The organism is Kribbella voronezhensis, assembly GCF_004365175.1.
GTDB classification, from domain to species: Bacteria; Actinomycetota; Actinomycetes; order Propionibacteriales; family Kribbellaceae; genus Kribbella; species Kribbella voronezhensis.
In genome coordinates, this window is record NZ_SOCE01000001.1 from 41,189 (window position 1) to 60,227 (window position 19,039).

Consider the following 19,039-nt stretch of genomic DNA (forward strand, 5'->3'; position numbering starts at 1 on the left):
TCAGCAGTCCAGCGCGGCGAAGGTGTATCCCTTCGCCGCCAGGATCGGCAGCACCTTCTCCAGAGCGGCGACGGTCTGACTCCGGTTGCCGCCCGCGTCGTGCATCAGGACGACGCTGCCCGAGTGGACGGTGGTCAGGACATTGGCGACGATCGCGTCGACGCCCGGCTTCGTCCAGTCGAGCGAATCCACGTCCCAGAGCACCGGCTTCATCCCGGCCGCCTTGATCTCGGCCTTCACCTGGGTGTTCTCCGCGCCGTACGGCGGGCGGAAGCACTTCGACGCGGGTCCGCCGGTGATCTCCCGGTGCCGCTTGACAGCGGAGACCTTGGTCAACTGCGGATGCGAGTACGAGTGGCTGCCGATCGCGTGGCCGGCGGCCAGGACGGCGTCGTGCAGTTCCGGGTGCCGGTCGGCCAGCTGACCGAGTTCGAAGAACGTCGCCTTCGCGTTGTTGCGGGCGAGAATGTCCAGGATCTGCGGTGTCCAGGCGGGATCGGGCCCGTCGTCGAAGGTGAAGTACACCACCTTCCCACCGGCCGCGGGATGCGTGGCCGGGGTCGACGGCGGCGGCGTCGGCTGCTGGGACGGCGACGGAGACGGGGCGGCCTTGACCTGCGGCCGGGCGGCAGCCTCCGACTCGATCATGTTGGCCGCGCCGATCGTGATGCCGACCGCGGCGGCGACCCCCACCACAGCCACCGTCCGTACGAAGACCCTGGCGAACTTGCTGGACATGCCCCATCCCCCGTGACTGACGAACCGTTCGTCAGCCCTTGAGACGTCGCCCGGCCCGGTTTTGTTGGACCGGAGCTGGATCCCGGTTCGTGTCACCCTGAGGTTTCGGCCGACGCGTTCTGGGGGGTGAGGAAGGGATGCCGATGACCAACGACGAGGATTTCGACGCGTTCGTGCGAGCGCGTTGGACCACGACCGCACGGCTCGCCTACGCGCTCACCCTGGACCACCAGAAGGCGGAGGACCTGGCGCAGGAGTCCTTCACCAAATTGTGGTTCCACTGGCGGAAGGTGCGCGGCGAGAGCCCCGAGGGGTATCTGAGGAAGATCGTGACCACCACGTTCCTGTCCGGCGCCCGGCGGCGCTGGTCGGCGGAGCGGCCGACCGAGGTGCCACCGGACACCGCGATCGGGTCCGGGACCGGACAGGTGGACGACCGGCTGGCGCTGCACGCCGCGATGAGCCGGCTCAGTCCCCGTCAGCGGGCGGCGGTCTACCTGCGGTACGCCGAAGATCTGCCCGAACGGACCGTCGCGACCCTGCTCGGGTGCTCGGTCGGTTCGGTCAAACAGCACACGCGAAGAGGGCTGGAAGCACTTCGCCTCGACACCACCGACCAGTTGGCCGATCTGGCCGGAAGGAACATCGCATGACCGACGACCTGCGGACCAACTTCGAAGTACTGACCGACGCACGCCCCGAGCCGCCTGACCCGGCCGCGCCCATCCGGCTCCGGATCAAGAGCCGCCGGCGCCGCCGCCGCGGTACCGCGGTGGTCCTGGTCACGGCTGCCGCCGTCGGCATCACGCTCGGCATCGGACCGGCGCTGCACGCACTCCAGCCCGACGCCACGGGCGGGATCGGGGTTGCCGAAGTCCCGACGCCGCCGCCGACCTCTCCTTCGAGCTCCGTCCCGAGCTCAGGCCCGAGTTCCGTCCCGACGCAGCCCGCGCACAACAAGGTGCTGCCGCCACCGTGGTCCGACAAGCAGTTCACCAAGGTGCCCGACTCGAACAGCTACCGTCCGGCGTATTTCGTGGCCCAGGGCGAGATCCCGACCGAGAAGTGGGCGATGATCTCGACTCAGGACAGCTGCCTGGTCTCCGTCGAAGGCAAGGCGAACAGCTTCGGCGGCCTCTACGACTGCTTCACCGACTGGACCAACGGTCAGAAGGTGTCCTACCGGACCACGCCCGCCTACCAGAAGGAGAAGGACTCCTACAAGATCAACTACACGATGGTGATCGGCGCGACCTCGATCGAGGCACGCACGGTCCGGATCAAGGCCGGTGGCAAGACCTACGTCACCGACGCCGTCGGTACGCCGACCAGCAACAAGATCCGCTTCTTCTCCGTCGTGATCCCCCAGCGAGACGCGAAGCTCACCTCGATCACCCCACTCGATGCCACCGGCCGGCCGGCTCCGGCACCGAGCGACCCGCCGACCGCCCTTCCGTGCAACAACTGCGGCACGACCACAGGGAACCCGAGCGCTCCAACCGGCTCCCCCTCGAACTGACGAAACACCTCCCGTACGGCGCATCCGCCGTACGGGAGGTGCACCACGTGATCCCGTACTACGGAGTGCGCTGCATTTCATCCACAGGCAATCACCAGGCAACAGCGCGCTGTCAGGCTGGTGGCATGGAACAACTCCGGAGATCGGTCACCGCCGGGATGGCGTGTGATGTCTGCGGACGGTTGCCCCATCCGCACCGTCTGCGCCTGACGTTGGCAAAGCTCGCCGCGATCCTGCCGGTCGAGTTCGTGCTGCACGCGGCTGTGCTCGCACTGCACCCGCCCTACCTGCTGACCGTCGCGTTGCTCGCGGTGACCACGACCGCCTTGGTGATCTGGATCGTCGAACCGTCCGCGATGCGCCTGCTCCGCCGCTGGCTCCACGCCCCCGGTCACCACCTCCGGAGGAGGACCAGAGCAGTACTCACGCAGGCACCGTCGTTGTGGCGTATCCGGGTGACGCTCGACGACCGGGCCGGCGAACTCGAGCGGCTCACCCGCCGGCTGGCCGACCTGGACGCCAACATCCTCGGACTGCACGTTCATCCGGTGGACGCCGGGGTCCGGGACGAACTGGTCGTGTCGACGCCAGAGGTGGTCGGTGCGGACGAACTGCTGGCCGGGATCGAAGCCGCCGGTGGGCGCGACGTCCATGTCTGGCCGACCACAGCGCTGGCCTTGGTCGACGGCCAGACCGAGGCGCTGACCCTGGCCGCCCGGGTCGTGGCCGATCCCGCCGAACTGTCGCACGCGGTGTCCGAACTCCTCGGCGCGCGCCTCGTGACCGATCAACTGGCGGTCGCCAAGGGCTTGCTACCGCAGGACGGGACGATGCTGAAGATCCCGTCGCCGTGGAGCGGGCTCTTCGTCTTCACCCGCCCCGGCGAGCCCTTCACCCCGGCGGAATCAGCCCGCGCGCACCGGCTGGCCCAGGTCGCCGAACTCGCCCGCGACCTCGAGGAGGAGCAGCTAGCGGCGGGCCAGTAGGCGGCGTTTGGGTTCGGTTCGGTCGATCCAGTCCAGGTCGTCGGACAGGACCGCGTCGTTGCCGCGTTCGTCGTACGGCGGGGGTGGTGGCGGAGGCGGCGGGAGGGCGCGGATCTTGAGCGCGACCATCGGGATCGCGAGCAGGAACGCCAGCGCGAGCCACGGCCAGTAGTCGTGCAGCAAGGGGGCGAACGCCTTGAAGAAAGCGTCCGTCGCCGTGTTCGCCACGTCGTCGGCCGGGCGGCCACTGGAGCCGACGATCGTCTTGATCCCGTCGACGACGGCGAACGACGTCACGTAGGTCGCTGCCAACGGCAACCATGCGTACGCCGAGGGCCAGCCTCGCCGCCAGCACGCGACGTACAGGAGACCCGCGAGACCGGCCGCGACCAGCAGACCGTTCAGTTGCCAGAGCCAATGCCAATCCGCGAGCTTCGCGGCCGGGCGGAGTGCATACCAGGCGACCGGCATCGCCAGGGCGAACGCCGCGAACACCGAGCTTCGGGTGCCCAGGGCACCGAAGAAGCCTCCGATGGCACTTGCCACCAGCAACGAGATCAGCAGATCCCTGCTGTGGAACGAGTTCCCGCTCAGCCACCAGGTGCCGACGGCAACCACCAGCACCAGCGGTACGGCGATGCGCACCCGCTGGACCAGCAGACCGGCCAGCACTCCCCCGGCGAATCCACCCAGCAGCAGCACGTCGAGGCGAGGCGTCACGAAAGCGGTCGCACCTTCGGGCAGCCCCGCCAGATAGGTGGGGCTGAAGCCGGCCACGAACCAGGCGATCACCGCCGCCGGTACAGACCACAAGTAGCGCATGACACCTCGATCCGCCCCGGGCGGAGGCTCGGGGTCAGTGCTGTGCTCGCTCGACCTTGCTCTTCAAGGTCTCCGGGTTATCGACCGTAGCCCCCTCGGACCGCAACCAGGCGTCAAGACTCGCCCGATCCTGCAGAGACATGATCGCGACCACGTCGCCGGCCTTCGCCTCGGCCACCAGCGCCTGGGCGGCCTCGAGCTCGGTCGGGTACGCCGGTACGTCGTCGACGCCGACCGAACTGGTGCCTTCGCGGAAGACGGCCTCCAGTTCCTCCGGCGGCCGGCCGCGCAGGTAGTCGCCCTTGTGCCCGATCACCACCCGGTCGGCGCCGCGGGCCCCGATCGCGCCCATCGCCGACACCATGTCGTCGGCCCGGTCGCCCGGCGAACCGAGCGCGAGCAGCAGCCGGCTGCCCGGTTCGCGCACGCCGTTCATGATCTCGAGCAGCGCCTCGAGGCCGGCCTCGTTGTGGGCCAGGTCGATGACGACGGTGAAGTCGCGCACGGAGTACATGTTCATCCGGCCCGGGTTGTTCTCGCCCGGCGTGAACGTGCTCAGGCCCTCGATCACTGCTGCTCGCGGCAGCCCGAGTCCGAGCGCCGCCGAGGCGGCCGCCAGGGCGTTCTCGACGTTGTAGTGGGACAGTCCGGACAGCGTCATCGGCACGTCCACGACCTTGAGCAACGGCTCGGCGTCGCGGGAGTTGTCGAGGACGGTGATGAACCCGTCGAGCACGGTGGTCGCCCGGCCGCCTTCGTCGAGCACCGTCCGGATCGACGGCGAGTCGGGGTCGCGGGAGAACACCCAGCACTTGGCCGGCGAGCCGAGCCGCATCCCGAACGTCCGCGGGTCGTCGCCGTTCACCACACACCAGCCGCGCGGCCGGGTGATCTTGGTGATGACCGCCTTCACCTCGGCGAGCTGATCGACGGTGTCGATACCGCCCAGGCCGAGGTGGTCGGCGGTGACGTTGGTGACCACCGAGACGTCGTTGTGCGCCACGCCGACGCCGCGACGCAGGATTCCGCCACGAGCCGTCTCGGTGACCGCCAGCTGCACACCTGGCTGGGAGAGCACCTGACCGGCGCCGCTCGGCCCGGAGAAGTCGCCGTACTTGACCAGCTCGCCGTCGAAGTACACGCCGTCCGTGCTCGACCAGCCGACGTGCAGCCCGGCCGCCCGGCCGATGTGCGCGATCATCCGCGAGGTCGTGGTCTTGCCGTTGGTGCCGGTGACCGCGACCACCGGGATCTTCGGCCGCAACGTCGGCGGCGGGTTGCCGGCCGGCTCGTTGCGGACCCGGTCACCGACCGTGGCGATCAGTTCGGGCAGTTCCTCGGCGCCGAAGGCGTCCACGACATCAACGATCGCCTGGCCGAGCGCCCGCGCGCGGCCCTCGTGCGCCCAGGGGAAGGCCACGACCAGCCGGTGCACATCGGACTCGGACCGCACCCGTACGCCGATCCGCCCGATCCCGGCCTCGCGGGCGATCCGCCGGACGATGTGCCCGACGACGCGGACCGCGAACCGCTGCCGGAAACCGGAGCCGATCCGGCCCGGCCGGGTGGCCCCGAGCCCGAGTGCCGACGCGTACGCCTTGGCCGCCGGAGCCGGCGCGTCGATCAGTGCGGTGAGGTCGAGCGTGAGCTTGACCGCCGCCCGGCTGAAGTAGAGGTTGGCCCCGTCCAGAACGCGGAGCTCGACCAGAGAACCGGACACGTGTATCAGGCACCCATCGCGTGGTAGCCGCCGTCGACGTGGATGATCTCGCCGGTGGTGGAGGGGAAGAAGTCACTGAGCAGGCCGACGATCGTCTTACCGGTCGGCTCCAGGTCGGACGGGTCCCAGCCCAGCGGGGCCCGGTCCAGCCACGGCTCCTCGAACTTCTCGAAGCCCGGGATCGCCTTCGCGGCCAGCGTCTTCAGCGGACCGGCCGAGACCAGGTTGCAGCGGATGCCCTGGGCACCGAGATCGCGGGCCAGGTAGCGCGAGGTCGACTCCAGCGCGGCCTTCGCCACGCCCATCCAGTCGTACCCCGGCCAGGCCACGGTCGCGTCGAAGGTCAGCCCGACGACGCTGCTCCCCCGGCTCATCAACGGCGCGCAGGCCACCGCCAGCGCCTTCAACGAGTACGCCGAGACGTGCACCGCGCGGGACACGTCGTCCCACGGACCCTCGAGGAACTTGCCGCCGAGGATCGTCTCGGGGTTGCCGTAGGCAATGGAGTGCACGACGCCGTCCAGGCCGTCGACGTGCTCGCGGATGGCGTCGGGCAGTGCGGCCAGGTGGTCCGCGTCGGTCACGTCCAGTTCGAGCACGGGCGGCTCGACCGGCAACCGCTTCGCGATCCGCTTGGTGATGCTCAGCGCACGGCCGAAGTTCGAGATCAGCACGGTCGCGCCTTGTTCCTGCGCCACCTTGGCCGTGGCGAAACCGATCGAGGAGTCGAGGGTGACTCCGGCGACCAGGATCCGCTTGCCGTCGAGGATGCCCACCGGCATGCCCTTTCTTCAGTGTTTGAGGGAGTCAGTGGCCCATGCCGATGCCGCCGTCGACCGGGATCACCGCGCCGGTGATGTAGCCGGCCTCGTCCGAGGAGATCCAGCGGACCGCGTTGGCGATCTCCTCGGTCAACCCGAACCGGCCGAGCGGGATCTGGCCCAGGTACTGCTTCTGGGTCTCTTCCGGCAGGACGGCGGTCATGTCGGTCTCGACGAAACCGGGCGCGACCACGTTGGTGGTGATCCCGCGGCTGCCGAGTTCGCGTGCCATCGAGCGTGCCATCCCGATCAGGCCGGACTTGCTGGCCGCGTAGTTCACCTGGCCGGGCGAGCCGAGCAGGCCGACCACCGAGGAGATGAACACGATCCGGCCCCGGCGCAGCCGCAGCATTCCCTTGGCCGCCCGCTTGGCGACCCGGAACGAGCCGGTGAGGTTGGTGGAGATGACCGAGTCCCAGTCGTCGTCGGTCATCCGCAGCAGCAGCGTGTCGCGGGTGATGCCGGCGTTCGCGACCAGTACCTCGACCGGGCCGTGCTCGGCCTGGATCGTCTCGAACAGCGCCTCGACCTGCTCGGCGTCGGTGATGTCGCACTTGACCGCGAGGAAACCGTCCGGCGGCGGACTGCTGTTGTAGGTCACGGCGACCTGGTCGCCCGCCTCTTTGAAGGCGGTCGCGATGGCCAGTCCGATGCCCCGGTTGCCACCGGTGACCAGTACCGATCTCGACACGTCTGAAGTCTCCTCACTCGGCTGAACGGCGTACTGCCGGACGAACGGTATCGCAGCCGTTCGCCGTACTGCGGTCAGGCGTCCTCGAGGCGGAAGCCGACCTTCAGACCGACCTGGTAGTGGTCGATCGCGTTGTCGACGATGTGGCCGCGGATCTGGGTCACCTCGAACCAGTCCAGGTGCCGCAGGGTCTCCCCGGCCCGGCTGATGGCGTTCGTGATCGCCGCGTCGATGCCCTCCTTGGACGTGCCGACGATCTCGGTCACTCGGTAGGTGCGATCGGTCATGTCAGTTCCCCTTCGCCGGGGTACGCATAGGTTCTTCGAGCCGGGCGTACCGTTGGTCCTGGTGAGGAGAATAGATGTCGCGACGTAGTGAACGGGCCGACGAAACGGTCATCTCGGTGACCAGTGCGCAACCGGGCCGTTCGGAGGACCTGGAGAGCCGGATCGCGCGGTACGCGTGGATGATGTCGATCCGCATCGTCTGCTTCGTGCTGGCGGTGCTGACGCCGTCCCCGTGGCGGTGGATCTTCCTGGTCGGCGCCGTCTTCCTGCCGTCGGTCGCGGTGGTGCTGGCGAACGCCCGCAAGACCACGAAGGTCGACGCCGCGGCGTCCTACGTACCACCGGCCAGACCCCAGATCGGCCCGGACTCTGCACACGATTCCAGGTCCTTCACCGGCCCCGAGGTGATCCCCGATCCGGGCCCCGATCGCGACACCGAAAAGTGATCTTCGCCGGGACTGGATTCTCAAGACTGATCCGTGTCAGAATCTGCGTGCTCTGAAGTTCATGGATGGAATTCAGGGACTTGATGCGGCGTCGGACGGCTCCCCCCGTGGCTGTCCGACGTCGCTTCATTTTCTCCACGCTATTGATAATTGAGCGATCAGGGACAATTGCCGGATGACCGAAGAAGTAGTGCCGTCCGGCTGCTCTGCAAGGGGATGCGGCCGGCCCGCCCTGTGGGCGTTGCGCTGGAACAACCCGAAGATCCACACGCCCGACCGGCGCAAGACCTGGCTGGCCTGCGAGGAACACAAGGACAGCCTGTCCGACTTCCTCGCACAGCGGTCATTCCTGCGCGAGGTGGAGCCATTCACCGGCTGAAAGCCGGCGTTACAGCAGAAAAAGTAAATTTCCCGTTCAGAACCGGCCGCGAAGTGGTGCAGGCCGGTTCTTCTGCGGCACCGACTTCAGCCGCCGATGGCCGACATCGGACGCGCCGGTTGCAGGAAGCTGGGGTCGGCGATGCCATGGCCGGGGAGTTTTCCACGCATCGCGGTTCGCCACCGGTCGGCGAGTTCCGCATCCGGGGCACCGGCGCGTAATGCGGTCCGAAGATCCGATTCTGTTCGTGCGAAGAGACAATCGCGGACCTGGCCGTCGGCCGTCAGCCGGACCCGGTCGCAGTCGCCGCAGAACGGCCGGGTCACCGACGCGATGATGCCGACGGTCGCCGGACCGCCCAGGACGGTGAACGACTCCGCCGGTGCGCTGCCCCGGGCGGCAGCGCCGACCGGCTCGAGACCGAACCGGTCACCCAGCATCCCGAGGATCTCCTCGGCGGTGACCATCGTGTCCCGGTTCCAGCCGTGCTGGGCGTCCAGCGGCATCTGCTCGATGAAGCGCAACTCGTAGTCGTGGTCGAGGCAGAACTGCAGCAGTTCGCCCGCCTGGTCGTCGTTCACCCCGCGCATTAGGACGGCGTTGACCTTCACCGGCGCCAGGCCGGCCCGCCGCGCCGCTTCCAGGCCGGCCAGCACGTCCTTGAGCCGGTCCCGCCGGGTCAACTGCTGGAAGGTGTCGGCGCGGACCGTGTCGAGGCTCACATTCACCCGGTCCAGCCCGGCTTCCTTCAGCGCCTCCGCCTGCCGGGCCAGCCCGATCCCGTTGGTCGTGATCGAGATCTGGGGACGCGGCAGCAGTTCCGCCGTACGGGAGACGATCCCGACCAGGCCCCGGCGCAGCAGCGGCTCGCCACCGGTGAAGCGGATCTCGTCGACGCCGAGCTGGGTGACGGCCACCGCTACGAGGCGAACGACCTCGTCGTCGGTGAGCAGCTCCGGCTTGGCGAGCCAGTCGAGACCTTCTTCGGGCATGCAGTACGTGCAGCGGAGATTGCAGCGGTCCGTCAGCGACACCCGCAGATCGGTGGCCACCCGGCCGTAGTTGTCGGCTAGGCCCAGTGGCGAAGTGCTCGGCCTGGTCATATCGACCAGGGTACGTGGGTGCGCGCAGCGCATTTCAGCCGATGGCTTAAGTTCGAACTGTGCCCAGTGCTCCACGCAGCGCCTCGAAGACCCTGCTGAACCCTCGGTGGATCGTCACCGCGCTCCTGGTGCTGCTCCTCGCGGGTGTCTGTGTGCAGCTCGGACGGTGGCAACTGCACCGGCTCGACGAGCGGAAATCCCGCAACGAGGTGACCAGGTCCAACCTGGCCGCTCCGCCGGCACCGATCGCGGACATCGTCGGCCCGGACCATGTGATCGGCCAGCAGCACGACTGGCGCACGGTCGTCGTCACCGGCCGGTACGAGGCCGCCAAGCAGGTGGTGATCCGCTACCGGAACCTCTCCGACCGGCCCGGCTTCGAGATCGTCACCCCGCTGAAACTGGACGACGGTACGGCGATCCTGGTCGACCGTGGCTTCCTCCCCCGTCAGGGCAGTGAACTCGCGCCCACGAGCATCCCGGCCGCTCCGAGCGGTGAGGTGACGGTCACGGGCCGCCTGCGCCGTAGTGAACACGGCGGCCACACCAGCGGCGGCGTACCCGTCGACGGCACCGCCCGGCTGATCAACGGGCCCGACTTCAGCAAGGCGCTGGGGCTTTCCCTGTACGACGGGTATGTGACCGTCGACAAACAGCAGCCCCCGTCCGACCCGGCGTTCGACACCTTCCCTGGGCCTGAGATCGACAACGGGCCACACTTCTTCTACGCGCTGCAGTGGTTCTTCTTCGCCCTGATGGCCATCGGCGGCTTGGTCTACTTCTCCAGACGGGACGTTCAGGATGACAAGTCAGCAGAAGCCGGATCCGGCCACCTCGAAGCCGAGGGCACCGAGGGTGGATCCGGGTCGGCAGGGACGGTCGCGGTCGGCGCTGCCGGACCGGAGGATCGAGGACTACGCGCTGATCGGGGACACCCAGACGGCGGCGCTGGTCTCGACTGACGGCTCGATCGACTGGCTCTGCTTCCCCCGCTTCGACTCCCCCGCCTGCTTCGCGGCGCTGCTCGGCACCGACGACAACGGCCACTGGCGGCTCCGGCCGCGCGACGCCGACGCCAAGGCCAGCCGGCACTACCGGGGCGCCACCCTGGTCCTGGAGACGGAGTGGTCCACGCCGACGGGATCGGTCCGCGTCCTCGACTTCATGCCGCCGCGGGACGAGGCGCCGGACGTCGTACGGATCGTCGAGGGTGTCAGCGGCACGGTGTCGATGCGGTCCGAGCTCCGGCTGCGGTTCGACTACGGGCACGTGGTGCCGTGGGTGCGGCAGGTCGACGGGCAGATCGTCGCGATCGCCGGTCCGGACGCGGTCTCGCTGCGCAGTGACGTCCACCAGTACGGGCGCGACTTCGCGACGTACGCCGATTTCGAACTCAAGGCGGGAGACCGGGCCTGGTTCGTGCTCACCTGGCACCCGTCGCACCACCCGGTGCCCACGGCAATCGACGCGCTGGACGCGCTGGAGCCGACCGAAACCTACTGGCGCGAGTGGATCGGCCGCGGCAAGGTTCCCGAGGAGACGTCCGACGAGGTGAGCAGGTCGCTGCTGACACTGAAGGCGCTCACCTACTCACCGTCCGGCGGGATGGTCGCGGCACCGACGACCTCGCTCCCGGAGGCACTGGGCGGCGAACGCAACTGGGACTACCGGTTCTGCTGGTTGCGGGACGCAACGATGACGCTGTCCGCGCTGCTCCGCTCGGGATTCACCGAGGAGGCGCAGGCCTGGCGCAACTGGTTGCTCCGGGCCATCGCCGGCTCCCCCGCCGACCTGCAGATCATGTACGGCGTGACCGGGCAGCGGCGACTGCCCGAGTTCGAGGCCGGCTGGCTGCCCGGGTTCGGTGGGTCGTCACCGGTGCGGATCGGCAACGCGGCCGCGGAGCAGTTGCAACTGGACGTGTTCGGCGAGGTGATGGACGTGCTCGCGCTGGCCCGGGAGACGCAGATCGGGCCGAGTGACGACGCGTGGTCCGTCCAGCGGAGCCTGATGCGCCACCTCACCGAGGTCTGGGAAGGGCCCGACGAAGGGATCTGGGAGGTGCGCGGCGGCCGCCAGCACTTCACCTACTCGAAGGTGATGGCCTGGGTGGCCTTCGACCGCGGCGCCCGGGCGGTCGAGCGGTACGGGATGGGCGGGCCGGCCAAGCAGTGGCGGGCCACCGCGGACGAGATCCACCGGCAGGTGTGCGAGGAGGCGTACGACAGCAAGCGGAACACGTTCACCCAGGCCTACGGGAGCAAGGCGCTGGACGCCGCCGTACTGCTCATCCCGCAGGTCGGGTTCCTGCCCGCCGACGACCCGCGCGTGGTCGGCACGGTCGAGGCGATCCAGCGCGAACTCACCGTCGACGGGTTCGTCCGCCGCTACCTGACCGAGCACGTCGACGACGGGCTGCAGGACGAGGAGGGCGCCTTCTTGATCTGCTCGTTCTGGCTGGCCGACTCGCTGGCGATGATCGGCCGGATCGGCGAGGCGCGCCGGCTGTACGAGAAGCTTGTTGCCTTGCGCAACGATGTCGGCCTGCTGGCGGAGGAGTACGACCCGGCCTCGAAGCGGATGCTGGGCAACTTCCCGCAGGCGTTCTCCCACCTCGGCCTGGTGAACACCGCCTTCCATTTGAACGAGACCGAGCACACGCCGCTCAGGCCCTCGGCGTACTGACGGGGCGGCTTCGCCGGGTGCGTCGGTGAGATCGCCGTCCGGTGAGTGAGATCGATGCCACGCGTGGCGGCGCGCGGATCAGCGAGACCTGGTGCGGTACGGCAGGATGGGGTTCGTGGACCTCGGACTTCGCGATCGCACCTACATCATCACCGGCGCCAGCGGTGGGCTCGGCTTCGCCACCGCGAAGGCCCTCGCGGCCGAAGGCGCCCGGCTGGTGATCTCCAGCCGCAACGAGGAGTCGATCGCCCGCGCGGCCGCCGAACTCGGCGACCAGGTGGTCGGCATCCCGGTCGACAACGCCGATCCGGAGAGCGCCGAGCGGCTGGCCGCGACCGCGATCGCCAAGTGGGGCGCACTGCACGGCGCGCTGATCAGCGTCGGCGGCCCGCGGCCCGGGACGGCGCTGGACACCGACGAGGCCGACTGGCGGGCAGCGTTCGACAGCGTCTTCCTCGGTGGTCTGCGAATCGCCCGCTCGGTCGCCCGCGCCGGAGCAGACGGTACGTCGATCGCCTTCGTGCTCTCCTCGTCGGTCAAGTCGCCGATCGCCGGACTCGCGATCTCCAACGGCCTGCGGCCCGGTCTCGCGATGGTCGCCAAGACGCTCGCCGACGAGCTCGGCCCCAACGGGGTCCGGGTGAACGGGCTGCTGCCCGGCCGGATCGCGACCGACCGGTTGAAGGAACTGGACGGGAAGGGTGGCGACCCCGAAGCCGCCCGCCGCGCCGCTGAGAAGACCATCCCGCTGCGTCGCTACGGCACCCCGGACGAGTTCGGCCGCGTCGCCGCGTTCGTCCTGTCCCCCGTCGCCTCCTATCTCACCGGCGCGATGATCCCGATCGACGGCGGCGCCCTCCGCACCCTCTAGTCCTCTTGCGGCTTGGCCTTCTCGATCCGGTTGCCGCTCTCGTCCCAGTGGCCCTCGACCTTCTTGGAGGGCTGGACCCGGGGCGGTTCGCCGGGCATCTTCGGGTAGTCCGGCGGATAGGGCATCTCGCCTTCGCCGTAGTCACGTTCGTGCTTGGCGGACAGTTCCAGCAGCGAGTCCAGCGAGAACGCCTTCTCGGCCACGGCCGCGTGCAGGTCGCCGACCTCGGCGAAGCGGGCCGGCATGGTGAGCACGTCGAAGTCGTCCGGGACGACCTGGTCGACCTCCTCCCAGCGCAGCGGCGCGGACACCCGGGCGCGCGCGTTCGGGCGGACGGAGTACGCCGAGGCGATCGTGCGGTCCCTGGCCATCTGGTTGTAGTCGATGAAGACGCGTTCGCCGCGCTCCTCCTTCCACCAGTTCACCGTCACCTGGTCGGGCAGCCGCCGGGACAGCTCCCGGCCGACCGCGATCACGGCTCGGCGCGCCTCGACGAAGGTCCAGCGCGGCTCGATCGGCACGTACACGTGCAGCCCGCGCCCGCCCGACGTCTTCGGGAACCCTTCCAGGCCGTGCTCAGCCAGCAGCTCACGCAGTACGGGGGCCACCGCGGCAGCGCTCTTGAAGTCCGTGCCCGGCTGCGGGTCGAGGTCGATGCGGAGCTGGTCGGGTGAGTCGAGCTCCGGCCGGCGGACCGGCCAGGGGTGGAAGGTCAGCGTGCCGAGGTTGACCGCCCAGGCGACCACGGCCAGCTCGGTCGGGCACACCTCGTCGGCGGGCCGGCCGCTGGGGAACTTGATGGTGGCGGTCTCGACCCAGTCGGGAGCGCCCTTGGCGACCCGCTTCTGGTAGAACGCGTCGCCCCTGTTGTCCATCCGGGTGGACAGCTTCGCCCCCTCGAACCAGCCACCGGGCCAGCGCTCGAGGGTGGTCGGCCGGTCCCGGAGCGCGCCCAGGATGCCGTCGCCGACCGAGATGAAGTAGTTCACGATGTCCAGCTTGGTCAGACCCCGGTCCGCGAAGTACGGCTTGTCCGGGTTGCTGACCCGGACCGTCCGTCCCGCGACCTCCAGCTCGATTGCCTTCGTCGCCGCCATGCCGGTGACGCTACCGCCCGGGTCGGACCAAACTGTGCGGGGCCGGCCCGCGAAAAGACGGAAAGGCAACTTTTCTCGACCTCTGGCCACCCTAGGTGACCGAGCGGTAACGTTCCTGCACCTCGTTCCTGGGGCGTGAGGCCCCCGGGACACTCTTGAAGGAGCGCGAGGATGAACAGATCCGCCCTGCTCGCCGCTGCCACCGCAGTGGCCACCGCAACCGCTCTGGGGCTCACGGGCGCCACTACGGCGTCCGGAGCTCCGAAGACCGCCCCCCTGCCGACGCCTGCCGCGGCGGTCGCCCGGGCCAAGGCCGCCATCACCCACAACCTGGGAACCCTTCGAGCCACCAGCGCCGACACGTTCGCCGTACGGGACGTCATCGTCGACTCCGACGGCTCCACTCACGTGCGGATGGACCGGAGCATCGGTGGGCTGCCGGTGCTCGGCGGCGACGTCGTGCTGCACCAGGCCAAGGACGGCTCCTGGAAGGGCGCCAGCCTGACCCTGGCCAAGCCCGCGAACGTCGGCCGGACGCCCAAGGTCAGCATCGCGACGGCGACCAGCAAGGCGCTCGGCAAGGGATACCAGACCGAGGGCAAGCCCACCCTGGTGATCGAGGCTCGCAAGGGCGCGCCCCGGCTCGCCTACCAGGTCACCACGGTCGGTACCCAGGCCGACGGTACGCCGAGCAACATCAGCACCACGATCGATGCTCTCACCGGCGCGAAGCTGATCAGTGAGCAGCACATCGAGACCGTGACCGGCGACGGCAAGAGCCTGTACTCCGGCACGGTGCCGCTCGACACCAGCGCGGTCACCGGCGGCTTCACCTTGACCGACACCGTTCGCGGCGGCGGAGTGACCCAGGACGCGCAGAACAAGACCGACTCGATCCTGTGTCAGTTGTTCGGCTTCGGCTGCCCGAAGGCGGTCAACTTCGTCGACGCCGACAACCACTGGGGCACCGGGCTGAACTCCGACCGCGCCTCGGCGGCGGTCGACGCGCACTACGGCGCGGCAACCACCTTCGACTACTACAAGAACGTGCACGGCCGGAACGGCATCTTCAACGACGGCAAGGGTGTCCCGAGCCGTGTCCACTACGGCACCAACTACGTGAACGCCTTCTGGGACGGCAAGAAGATGACGTACGGCGACGGCGACAACGTCGTCGCGGGACCGCTCGTCTCGATCGACGTGGCCGGCCACGAGATGTCCCACGGCGTCACCTCGGCGACCGCGAACCTGACCTACTCCGGTGAGTCCGGCGGCCTGAACGAGGCCACCAGCGACATCTTCGGCACGATGGTCGAGTTCTACTCCAACAACACCAGCGACCCCGGCGACTACTACATCGGCGAGGAGATCGTGAAGGACCGGCCGGCCCTTCGGTACATGGACAAGCCGAGCAAGGACGGGAACTCGCCGGACTGCTACTCCTCGGGCGTCGGCAACCTGGACGTGCACTACTCCTCCGGCATCGCCAACCACTTCGTCTACCTCGCCTCCGAGGGCAGTGGCGCCAAGACGATCGGCGGCCTGCCGCACAACTCGCCCACCTGCAACGGCTCGACGGTCGCCGGTATCGGGCACGACAAGGTCGGCAAGATCTGGTACCGCGCGCTGACGACGTACTTCACCACGGGGACCACCTACGCGCAGGCCCGGACCGCCACGCTGAACGCGGCGACCGACCTGTACGGCGCGAGCAGCCCCGAGCGCGCCGCCGTCGCGGCCGCCTGGTCCGCCGTCAGCGTCAACTGACCGCCTGACTTCGCCGGGTCCTGTCCCACTGGGGCGGACAGGACCCGGCGAAGGTTCCCCCCTGTGGTTGCACGCAGTTTCAGCTGTTCACCCGTTGGGCCTTGGCCCGGCCTGGTACGGGTGTGAGAATCCGGCTCATGTCTGCCCAGAACCGATCACGGCGCCGCCTGGGCGCCCTCGTGATCACTTCCAGTCTCATCGTGTCAGGAGCGGCCGTGATCGCGGCCGCGCCGGCACTCGCTGCCTCGTCCACCGTGGTGATCACCGAGGTGTACGGCGGCGGCGGCAACTCCGGCGCTCCCTACACGAACGACTTCGTCGAGCTGACCAACAACAGCAGCTCTCCGGTCGACCTGACCGGCTGGTCGATCCAGTACGCGTCCGCCACCGGCACTTCGTGGACCAACAAGATCGCACTCACCGGCAGCATCGCTCCCGGCGGCGTCTACCTCGCCCAGGGCGCCTCCGGTGGAGCCAACGGCCAGCCACTGCCGGCCCCTGACGCCACGGGCAGCGTGAACATGTCCGCCACCGCGGGCAAGGTCGCCCTGGTCACCTCCACGACGAGCCTGTCCTGTACGACGGCCTGCGCCACCGCGGCCGGCGTCGTCGACTTCGTCGGGTACGGCGGCGCGAACGACTCCGAGACGAGCCCTGCTCCGGGCACCTCGAACACCACCTCGGCGACCCGCAAGGACCCGACCAAGGACGCGGACAACAACGGCACCGAGTTCGCGGCGGTCAACCCGTCACCCAAAACGCTGACCTCGACCCCGCCGGACCCCGACCCGATCGACGCCAGGATCCACGACGTCCAGGGCGCCGCGCACCGGTCGCCGCTGACCGGCAAGCTCGTCGGCAACGTCACCGGCGTGGTCACCGCGAAGAGCGGCAACGGCTTCTGGTTCCAGGACCCGCAGCCCGACGACAACCCGGCCACCAGCGAAGGCGTATTCGTCTTCACCAGCTCGGCTCCGACCGTTGCTGTCGGCGACGCCGTGTCGGTCAAGGGCACGGTCGCCGAGTTTCGGCCCGGCGGCTCGGGCGGCACCACCAACCTGACCACGACCGAGATCACCAACCCGACCGTGACCGTCACCGGCACCGCGCCGGTTCCGGCGGCGACCATCGTCGGCCCGGGCGGCCGGGTTCCTCCGTCGACCGTGATCGACGACGACTCCACCGGCGACGTCGAGACCACCGGCACGTTCGAGCCGGCCACCGACGGCCTCGACTTCTGGGAGTCGCTCGAGGGCATGTGGCTGGGGATCAACTCCCCTGAGGTGACTGGCCCGACCAGCTCCTTCCGTGAGCTTTCCGTAGTACCGGCTGGTTCGAGTGTCCGGACCGTGCGCGGCGGCATCCTGCTGCAGAAGACCGACAGCAACCCCGAGCGGATCCTGCTCGACGACGTGCTGGCTCCCGTCCCGGACGCCAAGACCGGTGACAAGCTCGCGGCCGCCGACGGATCCCCGACGGTCACCGGCGTGCTGGACTACGGCTTCGGCAACTACAAGTTCCTCCTCACGCAGACTCCGACTGTCATCGACGGCGGCGTCCAGCGCGAGAAAACGACGGCCTCCTCTGCTCTGCAGGTCTCGGTGGCGACGTTCAACGTGGAGAACCTGGACCCGTCCGACGGCCCCGCCAAGTTCGACGGGCTGGCCCAGGCGGTGGTGAAGAACCTCGCCGCACCGGACATCCTCGGTCTGGAGGAGGTGCAGGACAATGACGGCGCTGTGAACTCGGGCAGCACTGCCGCTGACCTCACCCTGAGCACGCTGGCCACCGCGATCCAGAACGCGGGCGGCCCGAAGTACGCGTGGCGGCAGATCGACCCGGTGAACAACGCCGAGGGCGGCGAGCCGGGCGGCAACATCCGGGTCGCGTTCATGTACCGCACCGACCGGCCGGTGAAGTTCGTCGACCGGGCCGGCGGCGGTTCGACCACGGCCACCACGATCACCACCGACCGGTTCGGCCGGCCGCACCTGAGCTCGTCGCCGGGCCGCGTCGACCCGGCCAACCCGGCCTGGGCGGCCACCCGGGTCCCGCTGGCCGGCGAGTTCACCTGGCTCGGTCAGTCGCTGTTCGTGGTGGTCAACCACTTCAGCTCCAAGGGCGGCGACGACCCGCTCTGGGGCCGGTTCCAGCCGCCGGTCCAGTCCAGCGCCCCGAAGCGCCACCAGCAGGCGCAGGCCGTGCGTGGGTTCGTGGACCAGATCCTCGCCAAGGACACCGGCGCGAACGTGATCGTGCTCGGCGACCTGAACGACTTCGACTTCTCCGAGACCGCGGACATCCTGATCGGCTCGGGCAAGACGAGCCTGATCAGCCTGCCGAAGACACTGCCGTTGCCGCAGCGCTACAGCTACGTCTTCGAGGGGAACAGCCAGATCCTCGACCAGATCCTGATGTCGAAGAACCTGCAGCCGGCGTCGTCGTACGACATCGTGCACATGAACGCCGAGTTCCCCGACCAGATCAGCGACCACGACCCGCAGGTGGTCAAGGTCATCCCGCTGCCGTCCTGGTACCGGTGAGACGCCGCTCACAGTGCGATGACGGGAGGCTTACGGCGGTCGTCCTGACGGGGTTTCGTTTGTCGGGCCGCCGATAATGGAGAGGAGCCGGTAGACCTTGGGTCGCCGGCTCCTCGACTGAGGAGGACGCATGACAGAGGGCAACACCCGGCAGTACGCCGTACAGAAGACCGACGAGCAGTGGCGGGCCGAGTTGTCGCCGGCGGAGTTCCAGGTGCTGCGCAAGGCCGGCACCGAGCGGCCCTTCACCGGTGAGTACACCGACACCAAGACGGTCGGGGTCTACAAGTGCCGGGCGTGTGACGCGGAGTTGTTCCGCAGCGAGACCAAGTTCGACTCGCACTGCGGCTGGCCGTCGTTCTTCGCTCCACTGGCCGAGGACCGGGTCGAGTACATCGAGGACCACGACCTCGGCATGAAGCGCGTCGAGGTCCGCTGCGCCAACTGCGGCTCCCACCTCGGCCACGTCTTCGAGGGCGAGGGCTACGGCACGCCCACCGACCTGCGCTACTGCATCAACTCCGTCAGCCTCTCGCTGGCTCCCGCGGAGTAGTCACTCCCTCA

19 protein-coding genes are annotated in these 19,039 nt (G+C 68.9%); 11 read left to right on the forward strand and 8 right to left on the reverse strand.

Annotated features, from left to right (window positions below; genetic code table 11):
• A complete protein-coding gene (locus tag EV138_RS00170; RefSeq protein ID WP_133976465.1) occupies positions 1-738 on the reverse strand; it encodes a polysaccharide deacetylase family protein in 738 nt (245 codons plus the stop codon).
• 143 nt (positions 739-881) lie between these two features.
• Between EV138_RS00170 and EV138_RS00175 the strand changes: the two genes are divergently transcribed.
• From EV138_RS00175 to EV138_RS00185, 3 genes are all read left to right on the forward strand, one after another.
• Positions 882-1,391, forward strand: coding sequence for a SigE family RNA polymerase sigma factor (locus tag EV138_RS00175; RefSeq protein ID WP_202866581.1), 510 nt, complete (start codon positions 882-884; stop codon positions 1,389-1,391).
• Entirely contained in the window at positions 1,388-2,257 is an 870-nt protein-coding gene (locus EV138_RS00180; protein WP_133976467.1) for a hypothetical protein, read from the forward strand. Before EV138_RS00175 ends, EV138_RS00180 begins: the two co-directional genes overlap by 4 nt.
• 125 nt (positions 2,258-2,382) lie before the next feature.
• Entirely contained in the window at positions 2,383-3,243 is an 861-nt protein-coding gene (locus tag EV138_RS00185) for an ACT domain-containing protein (protein ID WP_166678456.1), read from the forward strand.
• Here EV138_RS00185 and EV138_RS00190 read toward each other — a convergent pair.
• From EV138_RS00190 to EV138_RS00210, 5 genes are all read right to left on the reverse strand, one after another.
• Entirely contained in the window at positions 3,226-4,065 is an 840-nt protein-coding gene (locus EV138_RS00190; RefSeq protein ID WP_133976468.1) for a hypothetical protein, read from the reverse strand. The genes EV138_RS00185 and EV138_RS00190 overlap by 18 nt on opposite strands.
• Positions 4,066-4,099: 34 nt before the next feature.
• The gene (locus EV138_RS00195; protein ID WP_133976469.1) at positions 4,100-5,785 is read right to left on the reverse strand and encodes a Mur ligase family protein; all 1,686 of its coding nucleotides are present in this window, start codon (positions 5,783-5,785) and stop codon (positions 4,100-4,102) included.
• Between the two features lie 5 nt (positions 5,786-5,790).
• Positions 5,791-6,561 carry an enoyl-ACP reductase FabI gene (gene fabI, locus EV138_RS00200; RefSeq protein ID WP_238158384.1) on the reverse strand — a complete coding sequence of 257 codons (771 nt, stop codon included), beginning with the start codon at positions 6,559-6,561 and terminating at the stop codon, positions 5,791-5,793.
• 31 nt (positions 6,562-6,592) lie between these two features.
• Positions 6,593-7,297 carry a 3-oxoacyl-[acyl-carrier-protein] reductase gene (gene fabG, locus EV138_RS00205; RefSeq protein WP_133976471.1) on the reverse strand — a complete coding sequence of 235 codons (705 nt, stop codon included), beginning with the start codon at positions 7,295-7,297 and terminating at the stop codon, positions 6,593-6,595.
• 74 nt (positions 7,298-7,371) lie between these two features.
• The gene (locus EV138_RS00210; RefSeq protein ID WP_112236635.1) at positions 7,372-7,584 is read right to left on the reverse strand and encodes a dodecin; all 213 of its coding nucleotides are present in this window, start codon (positions 7,582-7,584) and stop codon (positions 7,372-7,374) included.
• Between the two features lie 74 nt (positions 7,585-7,658).
• On the opposite strand from EV138_RS00210, the gene EV138_RS00215 reads away from it, so the two are divergent.
• Together EV138_RS00215 and EV138_RS00220 are read left to right on the forward strand one after the other, a co-directional pair.
• Entirely contained in the window at positions 7,659-8,030 is a 372-nt protein-coding gene (locus tag EV138_RS00215) for a DUF3099 domain-containing protein (RefSeq protein WP_133976472.1), read from the forward strand.
• Positions 8,031-8,205: 175 nt separating this feature from the next.
• Positions 8,206-8,409, forward strand: a complete 204-nt coding sequence (locus tag EV138_RS00220; protein ID WP_112236637.1) for a hypothetical protein — start codon at positions 8,206-8,208, stop codon at positions 8,407-8,409.
• Between the two features lie 86 nt (positions 8,410-8,495).
• On the opposite strand, the gene moaA is transcribed toward EV138_RS00220, so the two are convergent.
• The gene (gene moaA, locus EV138_RS00225) at positions 8,496-9,512 is read right to left on the reverse strand and encodes a GTP 3',8-cyclase MoaA (protein WP_133976473.1); all 1,017 of its coding nucleotides are present in this window, start codon (positions 9,510-9,512) and stop codon (positions 8,496-8,498) included.
• A 59-nt stretch (positions 9,513-9,571) separates the two neighbouring features.
• Here moaA and EV138_RS37790 point away from each other — a divergent pair, with 59 nt between their 5' ends.
• The 3 genes from EV138_RS37790 (at position 9,572) to EV138_RS00240 (ending at position 13,068) form a co-directional block, all read left to right on the forward strand.
• Entirely contained in the window at positions 9,572-10,474 is a 903-nt protein-coding gene (locus EV138_RS37790; protein ID WP_238157862.1) for an SURF1 family cytochrome oxidase biogenesis protein, read from the forward strand.
• A complete protein-coding gene (locus EV138_RS00235) occupies positions 10,368-12,197 on the forward strand; it encodes a glycoside hydrolase family 15 protein (protein WP_238158385.1) in 1,830 nt (609 codons plus the stop codon). The genes EV138_RS37790 and EV138_RS00235 overlap by 107 nt, the downstream gene beginning before the upstream one ends.
• 106 nt (positions 12,198-12,303) lie before the next feature.
• The gene (locus EV138_RS00240) at positions 12,304-13,068 is read left to right on the forward strand and encodes an SDR family oxidoreductase (protein WP_238158386.1); all 765 of its coding nucleotides are present in this window, start codon (positions 12,304-12,306) and stop codon (positions 13,066-13,068) included.
• Here the strand turns inward: EV138_RS00240 and ligD are convergent.
• Positions 13,065-14,165 (reverse strand): non-homologous end-joining DNA ligase, encoded by a 1,101-nt coding sequence (ligD, locus tag EV138_RS00245; protein ID WP_133976476.1) that lies wholly within the window; start codon positions 14,163-14,165, stop codon positions 13,065-13,067. The genes EV138_RS00240 and ligD overlap by 4 nt on opposite strands.
• A gap of 171 nt (positions 14,166-14,336) precedes the next feature.
• Here ligD and EV138_RS00250 point away from each other — a divergent pair, with 171 nt between their 5' ends.
• The 3 genes from EV138_RS00250 to msrB all read left to right on the forward strand — a co-directional run bounded on the left by EV138_RS00250 (position 14,337) and on the right by msrB (position 19,028).
• Positions 14,337-15,932: a M4 family metallopeptidase gene (locus tag EV138_RS00250; RefSeq protein ID WP_133976477.1), complete on the forward strand. Its 1,596-nt coding sequence runs from the start codon at positions 14,337-14,339 to the stop codon at positions 15,930-15,932.
• 137 nt (positions 15,933-16,069) lie between these two features.
• Positions 16,070-18,475 (forward strand): DUF8508 domain-containing protein, encoded by a 2,406-nt coding sequence (locus EV138_RS00255; protein ID WP_133976478.1) that lies wholly within the window; start codon positions 16,070-16,072, stop codon positions 18,473-18,475.
• Positions 18,476-18,605: 130 nt separating this feature from the next.
• A complete protein-coding gene (msrB, locus tag EV138_RS00260; RefSeq protein ID WP_133976479.1) occupies positions 18,606-19,028 on the forward strand; it encodes a peptide-methionine (R)-S-oxide reductase MsrB in 423 nt (140 codons plus the stop codon).
• The last annotated feature ends 11 nt before the right edge of the window (positions 19,029-19,039 follow it).

What these genes read in the sequence shown, in the direction of transcription:
- EV138_RS00170 (WP_133976465.1), bottom strand. Translation starts at nt 738, where the DNA reads ATGTCCAGCAAGTTCGCCAGGGTCTTCGTACGGACGGTGGCTGTGGTG.
- EV138_RS00175 (WP_202866581.1), top strand. Translation starts at nt 882, where the DNA reads ATGACCAACGACGAGGATTTCGACGCGTTCGTGCGAGCGCGTTGGACC.
- EV138_RS00180 (WP_133976467.1), top strand. Translation starts at nt 1,388, where the DNA reads ATGACCGACGACCTGCGGACCAACTTCGAAGTACTGACCGACGCACGC.
- EV138_RS00185 (WP_166678456.1), top strand. Translation starts at nt 2,383, where the DNA reads ATGGAACAACTCCGGAGATCGGTCACCGCCGGGATGGCGTGTGATGTC.
- EV138_RS00190 (WP_133976468.1), bottom strand. Translation starts at nt 4,065, where the DNA reads ATGCGCTACTTGTGGTCTGTACCGGCGGCGGTGATCGCCTGGTTCGTG.
- EV138_RS00210 (WP_112236635.1), bottom strand. Translation starts at nt 7,584, where the DNA reads ATGACCGATCGCACCTACCGAGTGACCGAGATCGTCGGCACGTCCAAG.
- EV138_RS00215 (WP_133976472.1), top strand. Translation starts at nt 7,659, where the DNA reads ATGTCGCGACGTAGTGAACGGGCCGACGAAACGGTCATCTCGGTGACC.
- EV138_RS00220 (WP_112236637.1), top strand. Translation starts at nt 8,206, where the DNA reads ATGACCGAAGAAGTAGTGCCGTCCGGCTGCTCTGCAAGGGGATGCGGC.
- moaA (WP_133976473.1), bottom strand. Translation starts at nt 9,512, where the DNA reads ATGACCAGGCCGAGCACTTCGCCACTGGGCCTAGCCGACAACTACGGC.
- EV138_RS00240 (WP_238158386.1), top strand. Translation starts at nt 12,304, where the DNA reads ATGGGGTTCGTGGACCTCGGACTTCGCGATCGCACCTACATCATCACC.
- ligD (WP_133976476.1), bottom strand. Translation starts at nt 14,165, where the DNA reads ATGGCGGCGACGAAGGCAATCGAGCTGGAGGTCGCGGGACGGACGGTC.
- EV138_RS00250 (WP_133976477.1), top strand. Translation starts at nt 14,337, where the DNA reads ATGAACAGATCCGCCCTGCTCGCCGCTGCCACCGCAGTGGCCACCGCA.
- EV138_RS00255 (WP_133976478.1), top strand. Translation starts at nt 16,070, where the DNA reads ATGTCTGCCCAGAACCGATCACGGCGCCGCCTGGGCGCCCTCGTGATC.
- msrB (WP_133976479.1), top strand. Translation starts at nt 18,606, where the DNA reads ATGACAGAGGGCAACACCCGGCAGTACGCCGTACAGAAGACCGACGAG.